General features: G+C 54.3%; 25 protein-coding genes. 14 read left to right on the forward strand and 11 right to left on the reverse strand.

Going from position 1 to position 21137, the window contains the following annotated elements; genetic code table 11:
* Window positions 1-18 precede the first annotated feature (18 nt).
* Window positions 19-2544 (forward strand): ABC transporter permease, encoded by a 2526-nt coding sequence (locus BLU07_RS07555; protein WP_197675086.1) that lies wholly within the window; start codon window positions 19-21, stop codon window positions 2542-2544.
* A 71-nt stretch (window positions 2545-2615) separates the two neighbouring features.
* On the opposite strand, the gene BLU07_RS07560 is transcribed toward BLU07_RS07555, so the two are convergent.
* Window positions 2616-3047, reverse strand: a complete 432-nt coding sequence (locus BLU07_RS07560) for a DUF2834 domain-containing protein (RefSeq protein ID WP_157719120.1) — start codon at window positions 3045-3047, stop codon at window positions 2616-2618.
* 33 nt (window positions 3048-3080) lie between these two features.
* Window positions 3081-3743 carry a hypothetical protein gene (locus BLU07_RS07565; protein ID WP_092385685.1) on the reverse strand — a complete coding sequence of 221 codons (663 nt, stop codon included), beginning with the start codon at window positions 3741-3743 and terminating at the stop codon, window positions 3081-3083.
* A gap of 100 nt (window positions 3744-3843) precedes the next feature.
* Here BLU07_RS07565 and BLU07_RS07570 point away from each other — a divergent pair, with 100 nt between their 5' ends.
* The 3 genes from BLU07_RS07570 to BLU07_RS07575 all read left to right on the forward strand — a co-directional run bounded on the left by BLU07_RS07570 (window position 3844) and on the right by BLU07_RS07575 (window position 5236).
* Window positions 3844-4266 (forward strand): winged helix-turn-helix transcriptional regulator, encoded by a 423-nt coding sequence (locus BLU07_RS07570; protein WP_092385687.1) that lies wholly within the window; start codon window positions 3844-3846, stop codon window positions 4264-4266.
* Window positions 4267-4279: 13 nt separating this feature from the next.
* Window positions 4280-4411, forward strand: a complete 132-nt coding sequence (locus tag BLU07_RS17960) for a hypothetical protein (protein ID WP_269434159.1) — start codon at window positions 4280-4282, stop codon at window positions 4409-4411.
* A gap of 120 nt (window positions 4412-4531) precedes the next feature.
* Window positions 4532-5236: a hotdog fold domain-containing protein gene (locus tag BLU07_RS07575; protein ID WP_197675087.1), complete on the forward strand. Its 705-nt coding sequence runs from the start codon at window positions 4532-4534 to the stop codon at window positions 5234-5236.
* A 337-nt stretch (window positions 5237-5573) separates the two neighbouring features.
* On the opposite strand, the gene BLU07_RS18060 is transcribed toward BLU07_RS07575, so the two are convergent.
* Window positions 5574-5708 carry an IS1096 element passenger TnpR family protein gene (locus BLU07_RS18060; RefSeq protein WP_407920098.1) on the reverse strand — a complete coding sequence of 45 codons (135 nt, stop codon included), beginning with the start codon at window positions 5706-5708 and terminating at the stop codon, window positions 5574-5576.
* Between the two features lie 256 nt (window positions 5709-5964).
* On the opposite strand from BLU07_RS18060, the gene BLU07_RS07590 reads away from it, so the two are divergent.
* The 5 genes from BLU07_RS07590 (at window position 5965) to BLU07_RS07615 (ending at window position 9682) form a co-directional block, all read left to right on the forward strand.
* Window positions 5965-6936 (forward strand): hypothetical protein, encoded by a 972-nt coding sequence (locus BLU07_RS07590; protein WP_092385689.1) that lies wholly within the window; start codon window positions 5965-5967, stop codon window positions 6934-6936.
* A complete protein-coding gene (locus BLU07_RS07595) occupies window positions 6933-7307 on the forward strand; it encodes a hypothetical protein (protein WP_092385691.1) in 375 nt (124 codons plus the stop codon). Before BLU07_RS07590 ends, BLU07_RS07595 begins: the two co-directional genes overlap by 4 nt.
* 21 nt (window positions 7308-7328) lie before the next feature.
* Window positions 7329-7703: a hypothetical protein gene (locus BLU07_RS07600; RefSeq protein WP_092385693.1), complete on the forward strand. Its 375-nt coding sequence runs from the start codon at window positions 7329-7331 to the stop codon at window positions 7701-7703.
* A gap of 268 nt (window positions 7704-7971) precedes the next feature.
* The gene (locus tag BLU07_RS07605; protein ID WP_092385696.1) at window positions 7972-8988 is read left to right on the forward strand and encodes an IS30 family transposase; all 1017 of its coding nucleotides are present in this window, start codon (window positions 7972-7974) and stop codon (window positions 8986-8988) included.
* 319 nt (window positions 8989-9307) lie between these two features.
* Window positions 9308-9682 carry a hypothetical protein gene (locus BLU07_RS07615; RefSeq protein WP_197675088.1) on the forward strand — a complete coding sequence of 125 codons (375 nt, stop codon included), beginning with the start codon at window positions 9308-9310 and terminating at the stop codon, window positions 9680-9682.
* A 22-nt stretch (window positions 9683-9704) separates the two neighbouring features.
* On the opposite strand, the gene BLU07_RS07620 is transcribed toward BLU07_RS07615, so the two are convergent.
* From BLU07_RS07620 to BLU07_RS07635, 4 genes are all read right to left on the reverse strand, one after another.
* The gene (locus BLU07_RS07620; protein WP_092385700.1) at window positions 9705-9980 is read right to left on the reverse strand and encodes a hypothetical protein; all 276 of its coding nucleotides are present in this window, start codon (window positions 9978-9980) and stop codon (window positions 9705-9707) included.
* A gap of 37 nt (window positions 9981-10017) precedes the next feature.
* On the reverse strand, window positions 10018-10707 hold the full coding sequence (locus BLU07_RS07625) for a class I SAM-dependent methyltransferase (RefSeq protein ID WP_197675089.1): 690 nt from the start codon (window positions 10705-10707) through the stop codon (window positions 10018-10020).
* A gap of 94 nt (window positions 10708-10801) precedes the next feature.
* Window positions 10802-11419, reverse strand: a complete 618-nt coding sequence (locus tag BLU07_RS07630) for a LysE family translocator (RefSeq protein ID WP_197675090.1) — start codon at window positions 11417-11419, stop codon at window positions 10802-10804.
* Window positions 11420-11490: 71 nt separating this feature from the next.
* Window positions 11491-11664: a hypothetical protein gene (locus BLU07_RS07635; protein WP_197675091.1), complete on the reverse strand. Its 174-nt coding sequence runs from the start codon at window positions 11662-11664 to the stop codon at window positions 11491-11493.
* Window positions 11665-12189: 525 nt separating this feature from the next.
* Between BLU07_RS07635 and BLU07_RS07645 the strand changes: the two genes are divergently transcribed.
* From BLU07_RS07645 to BLU07_RS17555, 4 genes are all read left to right on the forward strand, one after another.
* Window positions 12190-13170 carry a hypothetical protein gene (locus tag BLU07_RS07645; RefSeq protein WP_092385706.1) on the forward strand — a complete coding sequence of 327 codons (981 nt, stop codon included), beginning with the start codon at window positions 12190-12192 and terminating at the stop codon, window positions 13168-13170.
* 74 nt (window positions 13171-13244) lie between these two features.
* Entirely contained in the window at window positions 13245-13829 is a 585-nt protein-coding gene (locus tag BLU07_RS07650) for an LOG family protein (protein WP_197675092.1), read from the forward strand.
* A 226-nt stretch (window positions 13830-14055) separates the two neighbouring features.
* Entirely contained in the window at window positions 14056-14409 is a 354-nt protein-coding gene (locus tag BLU07_RS07655; protein ID WP_092385710.1) for a hypothetical protein, read from the forward strand.
* On the forward strand, window positions 14390-14932 hold the full coding sequence (locus BLU07_RS17555) for a hypothetical protein (RefSeq protein WP_157719121.1): 543 nt from the start codon (window positions 14390-14392) through the stop codon (window positions 14930-14932). Before BLU07_RS07655 ends, BLU07_RS17555 begins: the two co-directional genes overlap by 20 nt.
* A 94-nt stretch (window positions 14933-15026) precedes the next feature.
* Here BLU07_RS17555 and BLU07_RS07665 read toward each other — a convergent pair whose 3' ends face one another.
* Complete coding sequence (locus BLU07_RS07665) at window positions 15027-15317, reverse strand: hypothetical protein (protein ID WP_157719122.1); 291 nt, start codon at window positions 15315-15317, stop codon at window positions 15027-15029.
* Window positions 15318-15478: 161 nt separating this feature from the next.
* Between BLU07_RS07665 and BLU07_RS07670 the strand changes: the two genes are divergently transcribed.
* A complete protein-coding gene (locus BLU07_RS07670) occupies window positions 15479-17665 on the forward strand; it encodes a TonB-dependent receptor (protein WP_092385716.1) in 2187 nt (728 codons plus the stop codon).
* Window positions 17666-17744: 79 nt separating this feature from the next.
* On the opposite strand, the gene fos is transcribed toward BLU07_RS07670, so the two are convergent.
* The 3 genes from fos to BLU07_RS07685 all read right to left on the reverse strand — a co-directional run bounded on the left by fos (window position 17745) and on the right by BLU07_RS07685 (window position 20927).
* Window positions 17745-18143, reverse strand: coding sequence for a fosfomycin resistance glutathione transferase (fos, locus tag BLU07_RS07675; protein WP_092385718.1), 399 nt, complete (start codon window positions 18141-18143; stop codon window positions 17745-17747).
* Window positions 18144-18232: 89 nt separating this feature from the next.
* Window positions 18233-19657, reverse strand: coding sequence for an FAD-binding protein (locus BLU07_RS07680; RefSeq protein WP_092385720.1), 1425 nt, complete (start codon window positions 19655-19657; stop codon window positions 18233-18235).
* Between the two features lie 64 nt (window positions 19658-19721).
* Complete coding sequence (locus BLU07_RS07685; protein ID WP_092382989.1) at window positions 19722-20927, reverse strand: IS256 family transposase; 1206 nt, start codon at window positions 20925-20927, stop codon at window positions 19722-19724.
* Between the last annotated feature and the right edge of the window lie 210 nt (window positions 20928-21137).

Consider the following 21137-nt stretch of genomic DNA (forward strand, 5'->3'; position numbering starts at 1 on the left):
TCTGCAAGCGTCTCCTGGATGCTCCGATTCGCCATCAGCGACCTGCGCTCACGCCTCTCCGTACTCAAGATCTTTCTTGCCTGCCTGATACTCGGCGTTACCCTGGTGGCCGCCACGGCCAGCCTCTATCGGGTAATCGAGCAGAGCATGCTGGCGGATACCCGCGCGCTGCTGGGGGGCGATATCGAGTTGGACAGCAACGAGCCGTTACCGGATGAAGTGCTGGACTGGATTCGTAGCGGGGGCACTCTCTCGCTGGTGCGTGAGCTCGACACCATGGTCAGCGACGCCAGTGGCAACAACTTTTTTCGCGCGGAAATACTGATTCCTGATGCCGGCTACCCGCTGTATGGCGAGCTGCAACTGACACCAGACCAACCTCGCGCACAACTCACGGCGCAGCAGGATGGTTTCTGGGGCGCCCTGATCGATCCATTGCTGGCTGAGCGCCTGGGGCAGAGTATTGGCAACGACATTCAGATCGGTGCAGCACGCTTTCGCATCAGCGGCCTGATCGAGGCACAGCCAGACCGCCGGCTGAACGCCAACTGGCGCGGCCTGCCGATCATGATTTCCGAGGAGGCGCTGCAGGCAACCGAACTGATACGGCCAGGCAGCCGCGTCGACTATGAATACCGTGTACAGACCGACCGCGATCTGGATGTCTGGCTGGCAGAGTTCGAGCAGGCCTTCCCCGAACCACGCTGGGATACCACCACCTTTGCAGAGCGCAGCGAGCGCCTCGCCGAACGGCTGGACCAGATCGCCACCGCGCTGATCCTGATCGCATTCACCACCCTGTTTATCGGCGGTCTGGGTGTCGCCAACAGCATCCATGCCTATCTGGATGAAAAGCTCGGCACCATCGCCACCCTGCAGACCCTGGGCCTGCGGCGCAGGCCATTGGTCGGTATCTACCTGCTCCAGATCGGCATACTCGGCAGTATTGCCGGCCTTGTCGGCGGCGCCATCGGTTTGGGGCTGTCTACAGCAGCTTTGAGTCTGGCCGGCGATGCCTTTGCCGTGGCCGATTCGAGCGACTTAGTGTCGCTCTGGATACTGCCCTTGCTGCTGAGCTGGCTGTTTGCCGTGCTCACTGCCTATGTGTTCGCCCTACCCGCTCTGGCCAGAGCCTTGTCTGCGTCACCGGCCGGGTTGTTTCGCGGTTCAGTGCAAGCTGCCAGCCATGAGCCACGCAGTTGGCGTATCGCCAGCTATGGACTGCTGGTCACCTACATCACCACGCTGCTGCTCTGGCTGCCCTCCTCTCAACTCGGCTTTCTGTTCCTGCTCGCACTGGTCGTGCTCTGGGGGCTGTTGGAAGCGCTGATCAAAGGCTTACAATTCGCTGCCCGAGCGTTGGAAAACGGTGGCTTTGCCGAGCGCAATTTCGCCCGGCGGCTGGCCCTGGCCAACCTGCATCGACCGGACTCGCCGCTTCGGGCGACCTTGCTGTCGCTGGGTACCGCGCTCACGCTGGTCGTTGCCTGCACCCTGCTGGTCAGCACCTTGCTGCGTGCGCTGGAATCCACCATCCCGGCCGAAGCACCGGCATTGATTCTCTATGATGTTCTGCCTGATCAGGTGGATACGCTCGAAGCGGGCCTCGAATCCCTCGACCCCGCCAGTCAGACAGAACTATTGCCACTGGTACGGGGTCGCCTGTCCACCATCAACCAGCAGCCAATAGCCGAAGTGCTTGCAGACAACCCACGCGCCAGACGTGAAGCCATGGGCGATGAATACAAGCTCAGCTACCTGTCCGGCAACCCGGAAGATCTCGAGCTGATTGCGGGCAACTGGTGGACGTCCCCTGCCCCTGAGGGCCAACCCGCCTTCATGGCCATGGAAGACCGGGAAGCCAACCAGCTCGGCCTTTCCGTAGGCGACCAGGTAGCCTTTCTGGTCGAAGGTCAGAGCATTCCTGCAGAAATCAAGGCTTTGTACCGGCAGAAAGGCCTGCAGACCCGTTTCTGGTTTGAAGGCGTGATGCAGGATGGCGCACTGGATGAGCTGATCGGCCGCTATGTCGGCGTGGTCTACCAAAGCGACCCCGCCGCAAAAACCTCCCAGCAATGGTTGGCCAGAAATATCCCCAACGTCATCACCCTGCGTACCGCCGACTGGCTCGAAACCGCAGGCAACCTGCTCGGCAAAGCCGCTGCCGGTCTTGCCGCCGTTGCTCTGGTCAGTCTCACGGCAAGCCTGCTGGTGTTGTCCAGCGTGGTCAGCGTCAGTCGCCGCCGGCAACTGTATGAAGCCAACCTGCTGCATGTCCTGGGTGCGAGGCACAGAGCCATTCGGCTGGCCATGCTGCTGGAAACGGCGCTGCTGACGTTTATCGCCACCCTGTTCGCTACTGCGCTGGGTGCGTTGGTCGCTCTGCCGTTGGCGGCGACCCTGTTGAAACTGCCGGCGGGAGATCTGTGGTGGCTAGGCGCCCTGGTTGCAGCTGCAGTCAGTTCACTAGCCCTTCTCGGCGGCCTCATCCCCACCCTGCGCGCGTTACGGCTCAATCAGGCCCTGCTACTGCGCGAAGGATGAGCGCAGCCACCCCAAAACCGCCCCTTTCACTCCAGTAGGAGGGTCGGCCTACGCTGTTACCGGTGATATATTCAGATCGCCAAAACACCCGCGCCTACAGCAGTGAAAGAAAACAACATCAAAACGAACATGTCATACGTCTTGATCTGATAACGCAAATCACCCTTCGCCAATCTGAGTTCTCGTGCAGCCAAAAACAATGGAAATGCAACACTGATGGCTATCAATGCACCGCCAAGAATATAGACGTATAGATAGCGAAAGCCCAAACGTCGCCCTTCAATAAACATCCAGAGGTTACAGACAAAAGCCAGAAACAGAATATCGACAACGATAAATTTGGACGCCGGGTTTGTATCAACTATTGCAGCCGTCCAGAATGCGATGAGCGCTTCCAACGCCCCATTACCCAGATACGCGGGCACATGGTACCAGGTAAAAATGAGTGCAAGTAGCGCCGACAATACATAAACTGGCACCAGTAGCTTTGCTGTCAAGTTCATTTGCATACCTGCCTTTCTAGGTTCTCTGAATATTTACACGTGGCCAGGTTGCTGCAGGTCTGGTCTTGATTTCCACGCAAACACAATACGTCCAACCAGAAAGCCCATTGCAAGCATTAGCAGCCAGACAAAGACCATCAGCATGAGGGGTGGGGGGATTTGGATGCCCGGTAGCTTTATTCGAATATTCGTTTCTGCCGAGGCGATTCGATGCGGGAGAATTGCCAAGAAATCGCTACTGGTTTGAATTTCTGCGTAATCACGCCGGCTGCGATAGCGCACCACACTGACCATATCCCACTCGTTGACGAAACCGTCACTCAGCGTGGTAGTAAACACCGGATGCGCGCCGTTCTTTATCCAGATAGGCAAGACTGCTGCCCTGAATTTCTTGAAGGTATCAACGCCGGAAAGGCCATCGGAAGCACCATCACCATAATCAGCCTGATCACGGAACTTGAATACGTTGAGAACGTAAAATGGCTTTCCATCATCCGTGCGCATCAGCTCACGGGTAGCTTCCATATCTACAAAGTCTTTCGCTACTCCTGTGAACTGTTCTATTTTCGCCAGATAATAGGCTTGCTCCTCCCCTGACAGTGGCGCTTGGCCGCCTCGGTACCAGATAACAAAGATCACAAAAACTACTAACCCAGCTATGCCCGCCAAAGCGGTGGGACGCTTGAACAGTCTCATGCGCCTTCCTCCTGAAGTGATCAGCATAATGCTTGCAAAACGCAAGTTAAGATTATTATACTAACTTGTAAAACGCAAGTAATATATGCTTTAATACGCCATGCTTGACAAATTCCCCTGCCGTTCACACTGCCCAATCAACTATGCGCTTGAGTCCTTTGGCGATAAGTGGACCTTGCTTATCATCCGCGACCTGATGTTCAAGGCTAAACAGTCGTACGGTGACTTTCTTGCGTCCAACGAAAAAATTTCTACCAACATCCTCGCCGACCGCTTAAAGCGACTGGAAGAGATGGGAATTGTGATAAAGAGTGTGAATGAAACCAACCGCACCAAAATGATTTATTCCCTAACACCCAAAGGCCAGGATCTTTTGCCAATAATGCTTGAGATTACCAAGTGGAGTGGCAAATATGACGCGCAAACCAACGCGCCCAAACCCTTCCTGGACAGTATTGAAAATGACAGACTAAGACTGATTGAAGACATACAAGCTGGTTGGAAAAGCGCCAAGAAGCAATAACCCCCTCCACACAATGCTGCTGTTTGCCATGCTCACCGACTACGTCTTTGCCCTGCCGGCACTGGCCAAGGCGCTTGCTGCTGCACCGACAGGACTGTTCAGCAGCAAGCTTCATGGCGCCAGACATGAGCTGCGCGAAGGGTAAACACAAGATCCCAAACTGGCTCTGATGCACCAACATCATTATCCTCTATGCCACGCTCTCCGTGCCCCGCCACAACCGGCAAGCAAGTAACATAAGGCGAGACCCACACCCGGAGGCAGCATGAACAACCCAACACTGCATATCGCCCGCCGCTTCTGCGGGCCACCGAACAGCGGCAATGGTGGTTATGTCTGCGGTCTTGTGGCCAAACATATGGACCAGACCTGCCAGGTAACCCTGCACGCACCGCCGCCACTGGATACCGACCTGCAGCTGCACTCCGATGGCGACTGCCTCCAACTCAGACACGGCGACCAGCTACTGGCCAGCGCCAGACCCTACACTTTCGATCTGGACATTCCGCCGCCGCCCACACTCGAGGATGCCGAGGATGCCCAGCAACGCTTTGTCGGCATTCGCTACCACGACCTGCCCGGCTGCTTTGTCTGCGGCACCAACCGCGATGCAGGCGACGGTCTGCGCATATTCACCGGCTGCGTTTGCGATCATGAGGACCAGGTAGCGGCACTCTGGAAACCCGCTGCTGACCTGGCTGACACCAACGGCAACGTAGCCAGCGAATTTCTCTGGGCCGCACTCGACTGCCCCGGCTTCTTCGCCGTCAAACCCGTATCCAACATGGCCCTGTTGGGACGCTACAGCGCTCGAATTGAACAACCCGTGCATGCTGGAGAAACCCTGATAGTGTCGGCCTGGGCGATTAGCCATGAAGGGAGAAAGCACAATGCGGGCAGCGCCTTGTACCGCAGCAACGGCGAACGCGTCGCCTGTGCGGAAGCGACCTGGATCAGTTTGAATAGGTGAATAGGCAGGGGGCAGGGGTACGCTGCATGCGCCAACAACCCTCCCCGTGGTGGCTGCTGTTGAAGATGAATTTGGTTATGCGGAGATCGCCGTGGTGAGCATTTCGGACCCTTATAGCGGCATAATTGTGCGCCGCGCTGGATCGGCAGCACCCCCGCGACCCGTTTGATGTGTACCTGCTTTTGCGCCATAACACTGGGGGTTGCGGTATCGAACTCACTCTCACCCCACCAGTTCTGCATGTCCTCATGCTCAGGATGCGATGGGTCAGCCATGGCTTCGAGGAAGAAGGCATAAAAGCCACCAATGCCTCCCACATCTTCCGGCGGGCACTGGCCTACTGCATGCAAAGCTGAACCGTGTGATGCAATTGCTCCAGCGTAGAGTCTCCACTCACCCTGATCCGGCGCCAGATTCGGGCCTTGGTATGACGCAGGGTAATCTGAAGTTGCTGGATGATATCGGATGGCATGAATAGCGTCCGTTTTGGTGATCCGAGTGAGTAGCCGATAGCTCAACAGCGGAAGCATTCAAACATTAGCCAATAATATGTCAACCACTTCACAGTTTCAGCCAAACCCGATTGACCCGGTCGATCGCACTCAGCAAAATCTCACGCCAGAGACGCCCCAGATCTGGCAAAGGTTTGCACGGAGCAACGGACAGTCGCCACATCTCGGCCATATGGGCGGTGCGCTTCAGAATGGATTACCCAAAAGGAATTGTTGATGCCCGAAATACTTCTGCCAAGCTACCCGCTCGGTGCCCGCGAAACCGACCTCATGTGCGCTGACCCGAGAATCACCCTGCGGGACGGATTGAACCGCCAACCCTTGAGATTAAATGCCAACACGCCCTATCTGATGACCGACACAGTCAGGCCGGGCGATATGGATATTCTCGGCACACTGGCCGCAACAAATGCATCCCGAGATCTCACTGAACTGACATCAGTGTTGACCAGTGAAGGTGTCGAGATTCTTGCTGGTTTCCATGAAAACATGGTTTCAGCAGGTACAGCTGGCGCAGGTCCCGCTGCGGCAGTGTACGGCGGACGCATGACGCAGCTGTCAGAGCATCTTGCTGCATACGAGAAGGCTTTGCTCGAATACAGAGCCGCTGCTCGCTCAGGCTCACCGCTTATGGTTGCCAAACGCCAGGAAGCCACGCGGGCTTTCGAGAGGCTTCAGCGTGGTTTCCAGAATGAGATCAGCGCAATCACTGCAGATATAAAAGCCCGTAGAGGTACGGCACTGACGCGTCTGGAGCGCGGCCTCAACATCGCACGCAGCAGCCGTAATACGAACTCGCTGCAAATCCGGAACCAGGCACATGCCCATCAATTGGTGCGTTTCAGCCAGCACGCAAAACTCTTTGGGGACAAACTCGCCATCATAGACTTCGGAAGCCGCATCGGGCATATACACACCGAACACATGGCGGGAGGCGACTGGCATCGTGAGATGTTTAAACAATCGTTGAGTTTTGCAGCGAGTGCAGGCACTGCAACGGCAGTTGTTAAATTCGGGCTAGCTGGGCTTGGCGCTTTAATGCTGATAACACCTCTAGGGCCTATAATTTTGGTGGGTGCAGGTATAGCCATTGCGGGCACTGCTGCATATGCAGCCATGAAAGCAGACGATATTTTCTTAAACAACTCAGGAGGATGGTATGACCAGCTTATGGAGAAACTCCAATGAGTTTAACCTCAAAGCTTGCGCTTATAGCAGCCATAGGTATGTTGTTTGCCATGTTTCTTTTTGTCATATTTGGCCAAATCACTGTACGAAGATTGCGCAAAAAATCGGAAATCAAGCAGCTACTTGGTATGGAGCTTGCCAGCGGCTGGGACATCATCAATGTAGCCGGAGCCCTATCACGTCCAAAATGGTTTTCAGAAAAATTGCGCAAAACACCAATATATTTTATGGCGGCAGATGAACGGCCGCTCTACGAACACACCAATAAATTCGAGCGCTGCTTGGCCCGACTTTTTTTTTGGTCCTGGATGTCTTCAGTTGCATTGATCCTCATAATCATAGCCCTTTCAGAATTCGGAATCATTGACTGAAATATAAAACAGAGAAACGAAATGACATTGACCCAGGAGCTATTAGCGTATGCTATTGCAATACTTTTTATTGCCATGATTCTCTTTGTTATGGTGGGGCAGACCACTGTCCGTCGACTACGAAAAAATCCGGAAGTCAAAGACTCATTGGGTATGGAATTGGCCAGCGGGTGGGATATTCTAAACGTCGCAGGAGCCTTATCCCGTCCAAAATGGTTCTCCGAAATGATGCGCAAATCGCCATTGGGTTTTATGGCGGCTGATGAACGGCCGCTCTATGAACACACCAATAAATTTGAGCGCTGTTTGGCGAGAATGTTTTTCTGGTCGTGGGCAATATCGGGCACCTCATTACTTACAATCGCCATTCTCTCAAAGCTCGGAGCTCTTGACTAACAAACACATAAACAGACTGAGATTCAGGCAATAACAGCGGACGTTAAAGCATGCAGGCGTAAGTCACTGACAAGTCTGGAGCATGATCTACATATCGCATGCGACAGCCGTAATACGAACTCGCTGCAAATCCGGAACCAGGCACATGCCCATCAATTGGTGCGTTTCAGCCAGCACGCAAAAATACTGGGGAATAATCTCGCCGTTATCGATTTTGGAAGCCGGCGGTCTCAAGGTCCAAGTGCAACACATGAGATAAAGTGTTGCCATGAAAACCTACACGCATTTAACTACTGATGAACGGGTCGCCTTGATGCTGATGCGAAACAAAGGGTTGAGCCTGCGTTCTATCAGCCTCCACCTGGGCCGAAACGCCAGCAGCCCCAGTCGGGAACTCAAACGTAATAGCACCGGAAAGCATTACGATGTCATTCATGCTTGCGCCTTGGCGCGTGAGCGGCGAAGCATACCCCGGCGCCAAAGTCGCTTGCTACCAGACAGCGAGTTTTTCCTGGTTGTACGCAAAATGCTCAAACGGGGCTGGTCTCCCCAACAAATCGCGTCCAGACTGAAACATCAATGGCCGGACAGCCCCGAGTTTCATGTGAGTCACGAAAGTATCTACCTTGCCATCTACGCGCATCCCCGCGGCGAACTCAAGCGGCAACTGATCAGCTACTTGCGCCAAGGTCACGGCAAGCGTCGCCGCCGCACAGTCAACGCAGAACGGCGTGAGCGCTATCCCTCTGAACTGAGCATCCATTTGCGACCTCCAGAGGTTGAGGATCGCCTGATTCCGGGGCACTGGGAAAGCGATCTGATCATGGGAGCCGGCAACCGCTCGGCCGTAGCAACGATGGTTGAGCGTACCAGCCGCTTTGTTGTTTTGGCCAAGCTGGACGCCCCAACGGCTGAATGTGCATCACAGGCGATAACGCGCGAAATGAATCGACTCGCACCTTCACTGCTCAAAACCATGACGCACGACCAGGGCAGTGAGATGGCACGTTATCAGGACATTACCGCCCAGACGGGCATGAAGATCTATTTTGCCGATCCACACAGCCCATGGCAGCGCGGTAGCAACGAAAACACCAACGGCCTGCTACGCCAGTACCTGCCAAAAGGAACAGACTTGTCCACGGTCAGTCAGGAGCGCCTTGATGAGATTGCCAACTTGCTGAATACTCGACCACGCCAGACGTTAGGCTGGAAATTTCCGGTTGAAGTGCTTGTTGAGTACCTTCAGCTGTCGGCGAGCAATAATCTTGAATCCATTAACTGAGTGTTGCACTTGGATCCTGAGACCGCCCCCGCATCGGACATATACACACCGAACACATGGCGGGAGGCGACTGGCATCGTGAGATGTTTGTGCAGTCGTCGAGCTTTGTAGCGAGCGCCACCTCCGCGACTATAGTTGTCAAAATTGGTTTAGCCGGATTAGGCGCGCTCTTAATGATAACGGGGGTCGGGCCAGTAGTCTTGGTCGGGGTCGGAATCGCCATTGCTGGCTCTGCCGCCGCCGCAGCAGCAATAACGATGGATAGTTATACCAAGAGTAATGCCAGGAGTTGGTATGATGAAATAATGGAGATATTGCGGTGAGTTTATCATCTAAGATTGGATTTATAGCATTTTTAGTCTTGTTATTTTCGGTATTTCTGTTTGTTATATTCGGCCAGATTACCGTACGCCGACTACGCAAAAATCCGGAAGTCAAAGACTCATTGGGCATGGAGTTGGCCAGTGGATGGGATATTCTAAACGTGGCAGGAGCCTTATCCCGTCCAAGATGGTTCTCCGAAATGATGCGCAAATCGCCGTTGAATTTTATGGCTGCTGATGAGCGGCCACTGTATGAGAACACCAGTAAGTTTGAACGATGTCTGGCACGGCTGTTTTTTTGGCCTTGGGCTACATCAGGCCTTGTATTACTTTTACTCGCTATTCTTTCAAGCTGCGAAATCATTGACTGAATAATACGCCCCATGCGGCTCCTCAGTGCTGCATTCCCATCACCAATATCTTCATTAGCAAATAAAACGCAATAAATGCGAGCGCAGCCAGCACTAGCAAAACGCCCAGCAAAATATTCAGCACAAAAACAAACATATTGGGATGCAGGCTTTTTTGCTTGCCGGTTGCATACACGAGCGCCGCGCCAATGAATAAATAAAACACCGCTTCCGCTATTGAAAACTGACCGTTTACCAGCGCTGTATAGCCAACTGAAGACCAGACCAGCACGGCTATCAATAAAATAAAACAGGGCATATTTATCGTTTTCTTGGTGGCTGCAAAATCGGACAGATCACGCGTGAGTGCCGGGTTTGACCGCCGCAAAACGCAGGCGGACGTAATCCGCCGTCCAGTTGCCCTGGGCGTCACAAAGACGGGGCTTCAGCTTCTCGACAACCGTGGTAATCAAATCATCGCGCTGCGACTCTGGCAGCACGTTGGTGTAAGGCTGAGCAAATGTTCTGAGCCACCCTCCCACATCGCCAGGCAAAGGCGTCGCGCGGGGAATGAGCGCTACTTTTGTCACTTCGAAACCAGCCTGCTCGAGCATTGTCTGATACGCATCTGGCGTCGGAAAAAACCAGGGGCATTCTGCAGGGACTCCCAGCCCGTGCAACTCCGACTCAAGCGCATCGATAATCGTGGCCACATTGCCTGCACCACCAAACTCACCAACAAACCGACCACCCGGTCTGAGCGCAGCCCACACCCCTGCTATGACAGCCTCCGGTCGCAGCATCCAGTGCAAGGCGGCATTGGAAAAGACGGCATCGAATCTCTCGACAAACGGAAGCTGATGCCCGTCACAAACGGACGCCTGCAAGCCACTGGATATCGCTGCCGCAATCATGTCCGGGCTGGCATCGATCCCCACTACATCGCAGCCTGATCGCTGCAGCTTCAAAGCCAGTGTGCCATCTCCGCAGCCCAGATCGAGTATGGATTCCCCCTTCACCGGGGCAAGCCATTCAATCACCGGCATCCCCAGTTCGGATACAAAGCCTGCATTTGCGCTGTAATCCTGAGGATTCCAGTGTTGCGTGGATCCTGAATTCATTATTTATTCCTTTAAACAGTCAAGCCTTGGCCAACACGTATGCCCCGGCGCCCAGCATAAACCCGCCAGCCGTCATATTCAGCGTGCGTCTTGCCCTGAATCCGTCAACCAGCGACAACACCCTGCCAGCAACGCCAGCATACGCCAGTTTTGCCCCACCGACCGCTACGACAGTGATGATCACAATCAGGGCAATATCCGCAAGGGTAACAGCGCCCAAATCGACAAAGGCGGGAAACAGGCTGGCATAGAAAAAAATGGCTTTCACATCGCCGAGGGTAACAATCAGGCCAGAAGCAAAATTCGCTGACAGCGACGCTGCAGAGTGATCAACAGACCTGACGGGTAAGAATGCCTTGGCGCGCAGCAGACTGATACCAAACCAGATCAGGTAAAGGCCCGCCATATAGCGCAAGACCAGGAAAAATCCTCCCATCACTTCCGCCAGCGCCACCATACCGAGAACAGCGAAAAACACGAAGACGAGATCACCCAGTACGATACCAGCCGCCACTGCAGCCCCACTCCAGAACCCGGCTGTCGAGGATCTGACCACAACCAGGGCTACGCTGGTGCTGGGAATCAGCGCCAGGATTGTCATCACGACAAACAGCGCAACTATTTCAATCAGGTTCATGGTCATTTCCATCGCAGATACCTCAGCTTTATCCCTCTGGCAGCGCATGCTTCAGGCAAACGGCGAAAGTATCAGTCACCAGCAAGCCCGCGCAGAAATTGACTCAACAGATCATCCAGTTGCTTGCGCTGCTCCTCCGAAAGAACAGACACCAGTTTAGCCTGCGTTTCGACATGTGCGGCCACCGCTTGATCAATCAGGTCATATCCTTGAGTAGTAAGAGGAAAAGGCCGTGGGCCGCCCATGTTTTTTCCATGCTGTGGTCAAGCTGCTGATTAAGCAGCTTGACCCGGCCAAGTGTGCCCATCGGTGCATCGCCGTATAGCGGATGCAGCTAATCCCCAGCAGGTGGCTGATAGCGCTGATGGCCAGGATCGGTTGATCCGCGCCGTGCGGCCACCACAAGGGCTGGAAGATGCTTTGGTCGTTCTGACTTGCTCCTTGCTGTCCCGCGTGAAAACGGGGCAGCGCATTCTGATCGTCGGCGGCGCAGCGCGCCTTTAGATGTCGCGTGAGTTGATTGACGGTGCTTTTGCTGGGCGAAATGCCAATGCAAACCCAAGGAAACTTTGGACTTTGCCCAAGGGACTGGCTTACTCTCTGATCAAATCAGGGAGTAAGCCAGTCCCGCATCCGGACACGGACAGTCTGCTATTCCCCTTTTTGCATTATCACAACCACGCCATATTCGCATGCAAAATTGACCGATCAACTCAACGCTAGCTGGGCTGATCGGCAAATAAGCGCGGGGCAGGAAAACAGAGGCACTTATGCGTATTGTCTTCGGCTTGCTGATTACCTTTGCAGTGATTTCTCATTCATTGGCTACTGAACTCAAGCAGTTCGATTTTCAACCGGATGCAACGCCAGCAGAAACGACAGACAGTCCATCAGTCTGTGCATTTAGTGATCTGACGCTCCCTGACGATTTTGCGGTTTTCGCGGCGGGTGCCTATTCAGGTCGCAAGATCTCGTATCAGATTGATCAAAGTGGACATGAAGGCACCCAGATCGACGTAGCTGTAAACAGCCCGGACAAGCCTGTAGTACTCATGCTCGGAGCTTATGAACCCACGATCTGGAACATCGGTTGGTCTGAGAGAACCCATATTCTCGCCGTGCTCGTGAGTGGGTACCATCGTCAGGTAGTCGCCGGGTTAGAAAGCGGCGTACCCTTACTTGCAAGCACACAGAACAACCGGGGGCCATGTGGCTATTTCTACGTAAAACCGGATAACCTTGCACCGCTGAATCCTCTCGCCAAACGAGTCTTCGGCCAGCCAGTAGACATGGTTTTCCCGGCGCAGAACGGCACAGTGGTCATTGGTGACCCCATCGATCAAGGAACCACCCTGGTGACCTCTGATGAGGTCACACCGGAATCCTTTCGTGACGAGTCCGCCCCCATTGCCGGTCAGGCCGGTTTACAGGATGCAGTAAACAAGGGTTTGTTGCGTAGAGCCACCGAAAGCGATGCTTCAGCATGGTCGGATGCCGTTTTCCAGAATTCACCCCAACCTGATTTACCACCGATTGCCGGTCAGGGTGTTCCACGACCGCCCAAGCCACCCATCATCAATGCGTACGTCGTTCTCAAGGATTTTGTCTATCCCGCAGGTTTGTATGGCGCAAATTCAGCCACATTTCTGATACCCGAGGGCGTGCGAAGGCCAGAAGGCAATCCCGGGCACTCAGCCGTTTATGATTTCAACACCTTGAGTTGCACTGGTCCTTTATGCAATACCCGTTAGCCAGGGGCCTGCCCAACGATGGTCCTCTGTTCAAATAGACGAGTAAAATGGTTTTTTAAAACGTTTTTCAAGGAATGCCTGTGAGAATTTGTGTTTTCTGCGGCTCAAGTGCCGGCAATCATCCTGTGTATGTTGAAGCAGCCCAGCAACTGGGGACGGCGCTGGCCAAGGCCGGAATCGGCCTGGTATACGGTGGTGCCCAAGTCGGCTTGATGGGCGCAGTAGCTGATGCGGCGCTGGCCGCCGGGGGTGAAGTCATTGGTGTGATTCCGCGTCACCTGGTTGAACGCGAACTGGCCCACGAAGGCCTGAGCGAGCTTCGCGAAGTAAACTCCATGCATGAACGCAAGGCGATGATGGCGGACCTGTCCGACGGATTTATCGCCCTGCCCGGCGGTGTCGGTACCTTTGAAGAGCTTTTTGAAATCTGGACCTGGGCCCAGCTCGGGCATCACCAGAAGCCATGTGCACTGCTGAACATCGGCGACTACTACAACAAGCTGATCGGCTTTCTTGACCACGCCATGAACGAAGGCTTTATCAAGCAACCTTACCGCGAGATGCTGATCGTTGCGTCAAATGTGGACACCGTTCTGGCCAGGGTACAAGCCTACGAAGCACCCAAGGTGGCAAAGTGGATGGGGGCGAACCAGCGATAAAGGCATCCACCCAATCGCCCGAGCAATAATAAAACAGACGCCCCCATGGGGGGAAGGCATGTGCTGCCGGGAGCTGAATGGGCGGACTTAACACCAGGAGCCCTGTCGTTCTGACCCAATATTACTGAAAAAGTGTGACTAATCTCACAAATCGAAATCAAGTGCTTGACCATATATACAGCATCTATCTATCTTTCATCGCTCAAATGTGGAGAAGGAGTGCCCAATGAGCGATTGTCCGGAGTCCGTTATTGGACTGAGACTGGATCAAGAGAGCACAAGAGAAGTTGAAAGGATTCGCAGGAAGTATGAAGCAAGTCTCTGGATCAATGCCTTGCTTTCTGTTGCAGTCATTAACAGTATATTTACCCGCAGTTCTCCACCTGTTGCTGGTTGGAATATCACCCAAGTGGATTGGCAAAGTTACAGTAAAGCCATGATTAACGTCCCCATGATCACCCGAGGAGCCATTGAGCGTGATATGAAACTAATGGTTTTACATTATGAGATGCCGGGCAACTACGATTATAAACACTCACAGTTTTGGCGAGGACTCCTGAATGGTTGCGCGATGCCTTAATTTATTGATTATCACAGCGGCTTTGGGCGGTCCAGTGTTGGCTTGGGCGTCTTCTGGAAATGATCGGCATCACGAAAACCAGCCTGTGGTGGACTATCTTTCTCATAGCGCACGCCTTGAAATAAAGCAGCTTGAACAGGAAATAGAGCGATGCTCCCATGCGGCCAGGTCCCGGGAGATATCGCAGGACGAGGTGTTAGCTGATCTTCAATCCGAATACGGAAGAGAAGCATTGATCAGCGCTTTGGGGCACCTTCATTTTCGCAATCAACTGCAGTGTGAGCTGGCTGCCAGGCAGTCTCTGTCATACACGCTGGCAACACTCGATAGCGTAGCGGATGATGAAGCGGTTATTGTTGACGAGATTGCCAGTTACCCGCGCAGCCTGCTGTATCCGAGTGCTCGGGAACTTGCGTACGAGCTTCGATACGAGGATCTGCCTTCTGAACTCAAAGGCAGCCTGGAAGCACTCCTCGGGAGTGAGCCTTTTGATTTGCTGACGGTACTGGACTTCGATAAATAAAGGTTGCCACATTGCAGGCCAAAAACCCGAAAGTTGCCGGCATCAGCCATCAGCACGTGACTGGCATCTTCGGGGTCATCATATGAACAGGCGCTTAATCATCCCTCTCAAAGGCTTTCCACTTGCGATTGCCGGATTGAAGAAATTCAGACCGCCAGGATACGGCGATGACGCCCACCGCCAGCAGCAGAGTGGCGCCGCTTCCGGCTTTGAAACCAAGCTGTGACGTAAAAATCCACCAGAAAACCAGTAGCGCTACAACACCGAATATAACGACAAAAGGCGTTGATCGCTTTTTACCCAGCTGGCCAGCAATGGGCCTGCCAAGGGCACTGCTGGCCCGGTTGTTATCGTCAGTGGATTGTCGATGTTTATCCATAGCCACCCAAACTACCTTAGCCAGCAGGTGCTGGAAACCCAGCCAACAAAATGAATCATATGTTGATCTGCCAAAGGGTGATCGATTGATGAATTTTACACGACCGCTTGAATCTAAATGATAACTATTTACAATGCTCCGACATTTAGTTCATGGAGCATCATAAAATGGAAGCCCACCCATTAAGTCGACAGGTCAGTTTCGCCCTCCTCTGTCTTGCTGTTGCCACACCTGCCTACCTGCAGGCAGCCCCCAAATCTCTCGATGCTCTGGTTGTCGTTGGCAGCCGCACCCCGGCCCAGATCAGCGAGATTCCCGGCACCGTGTGGGTGCTGGAAGGCGAAGAGCTGGAAGAGCAATTCCGTGCCGGTCAGGACCTCAAAACCGTACTTGGCAAGCTGGTTCCCGGCATGGACCTGGCTCCGGAAACGCGCACTAATTACGGTCAGAATATGCGCGGGCGCAGCGTCCTGGTGATGATCGATGGCGTATCCCTGAACGGTTCACGCGGATTGAGCCGACAGTTCGATTCCATTGACCCGTTCAATGTAGAGCGCATCGAGGTGCTTTCCGGCGCTTCAGCCATTTACGGCGGTGGCAGTACCGGGGGCATCGTCAACATCATCAGCAAAAAAGGGCATGCGGGCAGTACCCGATTCAGTACCGAGCTGGGCGGCTCCAGTGGTTTCAATAACAGTGAAGACCGCACCTTGCGAGCTGGCCAGGCAATCGCAGGCGGCAATGAGCGTATCAGCGGCCGACTTGCCATTGCCGCGCAGGACAAGGGTGCCATGGTCGATGGCAACGGCAACCCGATCATGCCGGACATCTCCCAGACCGACCTGCAGTTCAACCGCAGCGTCGATATTCTCGGCAGCACCCAGATCAGGATCGATGACAATCAGCGCCTGGACTTGATGGCTCAACTCTACGATTCGGGATATAACGGTGATCAGGGTGTCTGGCTTGGCCCCTACCTCAGTGAAATCAACAACCCGGACATTCGTGATGGCTTCTCCAGCGATCGTGAGCCGGGGACCGAACGCTATATGGTCAACCTGGCTTACCAACACCTGGATTTCCTTGGTCATACTGCGTATGTGCAAGCGTCGGTCCGCAATGAAGAATCCAGCTTTCATCCCTACCCTTACCAGCGGGCAAGCTTGCCACAAAGCTATTTTGGCGCCTCGCGCCAGGATACCCGTCAATACCTTCTCAAGGGGCTATTGGCCAAAAACCTGGGTAAGGTCAAGCTCAGCTACGGCGTCGATCTGGATCGCGAGGACTTCGCCGCCAGCCAGATGATCTTCGATAACGCAAGCTCCTTCCCCAGTGGTGGGCTGGTGTTCAATGAGGAGTTTACCGTCGACCGCTACCCCGATTATCGGGTTGAAGGCATTGCCGCCTATCTGCAAGGGGAATGGCAGGCAACAGACCGCCTGCAATTGAATGCCGGTATCCGCCAACGCTACGCACGCCTTGAAATGGAGCCCTTCATAGGCACCCAGCAAGCCGTTGAGGCAGAACGCGGACTGGTAGAGGGTGCAGATGCCATACCGGGTGGCGAGAGTGATTACGATGTAACCCTGCTGAATGCCGGCGCCATCTATAAACTGAACAACGGTCACCAGATATGGGCCAACGTCAGTCAGGGCTTTGAAATCCCGGACCCTGGCAAAGTCGCCGGACGCGGCAGTTACAGCCTGCAAGGTAACCGCTACATTCTGACCAATTCGTTGAACATTGACGACAACCCGATCCCTGGCCTGAAAACCAATCAGGTCGAATTCGGTTGGCGAACCTATCAAGCCCGCTGGGATGCCCAGCTGGCCAGTTACTACACCTGGTCCGACAAGGAAGCCCAGACCAACCGCACAACGCTGACCGTGGATGTCGTCGACCGTAAAACCCGGGACTACGGCATTGAAGGCGCACTCAACTGGCGCGCCGACGAACAATGGTCATTCGGCGCCAGTGCTCACTACGTGCGCTCTGAAATCGAAGACAGCACCGGTAGCTGGCAGAAAAACCTGGTGACCGCTGCCAGCCTGCCCAATGCCACCGCCTTCGTGCGTTGGCAGAAAAACCGTAGCTCGGTACGCCTGCAGGGAGCCAAGGCCTTTGATATCAGCGATGATGCTGGTGACAAGATCGAGGGCTATACGACCTTTGACCTCATGGCATCCCATCCGTTGCCGCTAGGCCAGCTCGACCTGGCCGTTACCAACCTGCTGGATACGCAGTACGACACCGTATGGGGCCAACGGGCCCAGCTGTTCTACGGATTTGAATCACTGTTCGACTTCAAGGGCCAGGGCCGCACCTACACGTTGACCTACTCCGTAGACTACTGAGGTATTGCTGCTGGACACCAGGTCATTTCAAGTGACAGCGGTAACCGAAACATTCCGGGCAGGTAACGGTTGCCAGGTTTCAGCACCAGACCAAGCCCTTATAAGGTGACATTTCAAGTTCGGCCAGACGCGATTGCAGTGTACCGCAATGCAGTTCCAGACGATGGCCATTGGGGTCGAGCAGGTACAGGGAGTCGCCTTCACTGGTATTTTGTTGCCACTCCCTGACGCCTGCCTGTTGCAGCTTGTTGCGCAACGCTGCAAGCTCTTGATCACCGACACTGAATGCAATGTGGGTATAGTCCTTCGCGGGCTCAGGCTCGCCCAGACTCAAACATAACCAGGTGTCGCCGGCACTGAGGTAGGCGCCAGTATCCCAGAACACATGCAACTTCATTCCCATCAAGTCGCGGTAGAACGCGATGGACGCAGTCAAATCCCTGACTGAAAAAGTAATGTGGTTGATGCCGGTAATCATGAATCCGAGTCCCCGGGGGCAATGTTACTGATACAGGCTACACCAGAGCGAAATCGAGTGCCCAATGGATACCGATATTCTCGATGTCGTCAGTGCCCAGATTCCCGGTTGCTGACCGGCGCTTCTTCAGCCGCCATATTCAGATGACTCAGGTATTTGTCGTAGAACTGGTTGGTAAAAAGCTCGCCGGGATCATGCGCACGTTTGAGTGCGACAAACTCCGTCGCCTGGGGATATGCCTGCAGAAACTGATCAAGGGTCGCGTGTGGCCGGTACGGCAGGTAATAGCGACCGCCCAGATCCAGGCTGGCATCGATCAGCTCGCGGGTCATGTCACGCATGCTCTCCTCGCCCGCTTCTGTGCGCGCCTGACTAAAAAGCATGACAAGCGCCAACATATCCTGGTCGGCATAGCTCATAAAGGTCTCAGTGTCCTGCTGGACATCTCGGACAGTGACATTCAACAGATCCAGACCGTGCCGCGGAATAATGTCTCGGGCATGAACCAGAAAAGCAGCAAACTGATTCGAAGGCACAAAGTACTCATGAAGGATGTCGGTTTGCTCTTCCTTGCGATTTGTAAACAAAGACACATCGGTATCGAGCAACTGATTTCGCGCCACGAATCGCCCACCGAGCTTCTCGCCCAACCGGGTTTCCAAAGTCCAGCGCAGGCGTTTTCCATAGTCGCTGCCGACCGAACCACGAAAAACAGTACGTCGCAGAGGGTCCAGATTTGACGCGGTCAGCGGCGGTAGCGAATCCGTTTTTTGATCGGTTGTCCGATAGACAGTCAAGATCATGTCTTCAAGAAAACCACTCTCGGTCACCCGTAGACGACCGAAAGCCATTTCAGCTGCTTCGTCCTCTCTCACGTGTTCCTGATATGCCCTGGAAAACCGCTCTGCCGGCATCGAATAGCGTGATACCTCATACCACTCGTTGGGAACCGTCCAGAGTTCTGCTTCGAGGATAATGCCGAACAGTCCGTAGCCACCCAGCACCAGGTTGAACAGCTGTGAATTTTCCTTTCGACTGCAGCGCACTATGCGACCATCAGCCATGAGCAGGCTGAACGCCTTTACCGAGGACGAAATCGGCGGTCGGTTGGCCTGCCAACCGTGCACATTGACACTCAGTGAGCCCCCGACCGAAAAGGAGCTATCCGATTGCATGATCGCCACGGAGCGGCCATGCCGATCGAGAAAGGGAATAACATCGGACCACAGTGCCCCAGCCTGGACGGTCAGCACCGCACCGTCTTCATCCAGCGACATACCGCGGAACGGGAGCATATTGATAACGATGCCGCCCGGTGCGATTGTGTGGCCGCCCATCGAGTGCCTGGCACCTGAAATCGATACCGGCAGTTGATCTTGTCGTGCCCGGTTCAACAGCGCTGCCAGCTCTTGTTCGGCGTCACGAGGCGATTCAGGTATCGCCCACAGCTCATCGACGGGTACCGCATTAAGCCGGCTCGCATCATCAGTCTGGCCAGCGGGAACCGGCCGAATCGATTGCTTATCAGACGCCGCCGTAACCGAGGGTGTTCAAAACTCTGTGTCACCGACAGCAGCGTCACAGACTGATGTATTCGTCCAGGCGCTCGGGGAAGTGGATGGCCATCTGCGACAGCGTCAGGTTCCAGTTCTGAACGGGGTGGGTCCAGCGCTCGGATGCCTTGAGTATACCGGCATAGAGCAGCTTCAGTAAGGCGTTCTCACTGGCAAAGCCGCCCTTGGTCTTGGTCAGCTTGCGGAACTGGCGATGCACAGCCTCCACCGCATTGGTGGTGTAAATCGCAGTGCGGACGTAATCGGGATATTTGAAGTAGGCCGATAGGGTTGGCCATTTGCCCCGCCAAGACTTGATCACCATTGGATATTTCTCGCCCCATTTGGCTTCCAGTTCATCGAGTGCGATTTCTGCGGCGTTCAGCGTTGCAGCCTTGTAGACGGGCTTCAGATCAGCCATGAAGGCTTTCTGGTTTTTCGATGCGACATACTTCAGCGAGTTGCGGATCTGGTGAATCACGCAATGCTGGATTTCCGTTTTCGGGTAAATGCTCTCGATGGCTTCCGGGAAGCCTTTCAGGCCATCTACACAGGCGATCAGGATGTCCTTAACGCCACGATTGTAGAGGTCTGTCAGCACGGAGAGCCAGTGATGGGCGCCTTCCTGGTCGGACAGATACAGGCCAAGCAGCTCCTTCTTTCCCTCGATGTTCAGGGCGAGAATGGTGTAGATGGCCTTGCTGACGTAACGCCCGTTTTCCTTGATTTTGTAGTGAATGGCGTCAAGCCAGACAATTGGATAGATGACTTCAAGATCACGCTCTCGCCATGCCTGTAGCTCTGGCAGAAGTTTGTCGGTGACAGCATTGATGGTGCCGTTGGACAGCTCAATATCATATAACTCAGCAATGTGAGCGCGGATGTCCTGGTAGCTGTTGCCGAGCGCAAACAGGGCCAGGATTTTGCGCTCCAGCTCATCGGTCAGGTGCGTCTGGTGTTTCTTGATAAGCTGGGGCTCGAAGGTGCCGCTGCGGTCACGGGGCGTCTTCAATTCGAAGCTGCCGACGGGGCCTTTCATGGTCTTGCCAGTCGTGCCATTCTTGCGGTTCGGCGTGGCCTCTTTGGCAAGATGATTGTCCAACTCAGCCTGCATGGCGGCTTCGGTGAGTTGCTTGATCAACGGCGTGAGAATGCCGTCTTTACCGGTCAAATCCTGGCCGTCACGCAGGGCTTGCAGGGCGGCGTCAATGTCGAATGTGGGTTTGCTCATGGTTCACCTCTCTGATGAGTAGATTAAAGAGGTGACACAGAATTATGAACACTACCCCGTAACCAGTAGATGAGTTGCGGGAAGGCCAAGCGCCAATACAACCCCAACAGCCACCGAAACCTTCACTATTTGTTTGAAGCGCACCGTCAGTCTCATCTATTCAGTCATTTACTCAGCCTTGCGCATACTCGCAAGTTGATGAAAGCGCTT

The organism is Halopseudomonas salegens, from assembly GCF_900105655.1.
Lineage (GTDB): Bacteria > Pseudomonadota > Gammaproteobacteria > Pseudomonadales > Pseudomonadaceae > Halopseudomonas > Halopseudomonas salegens.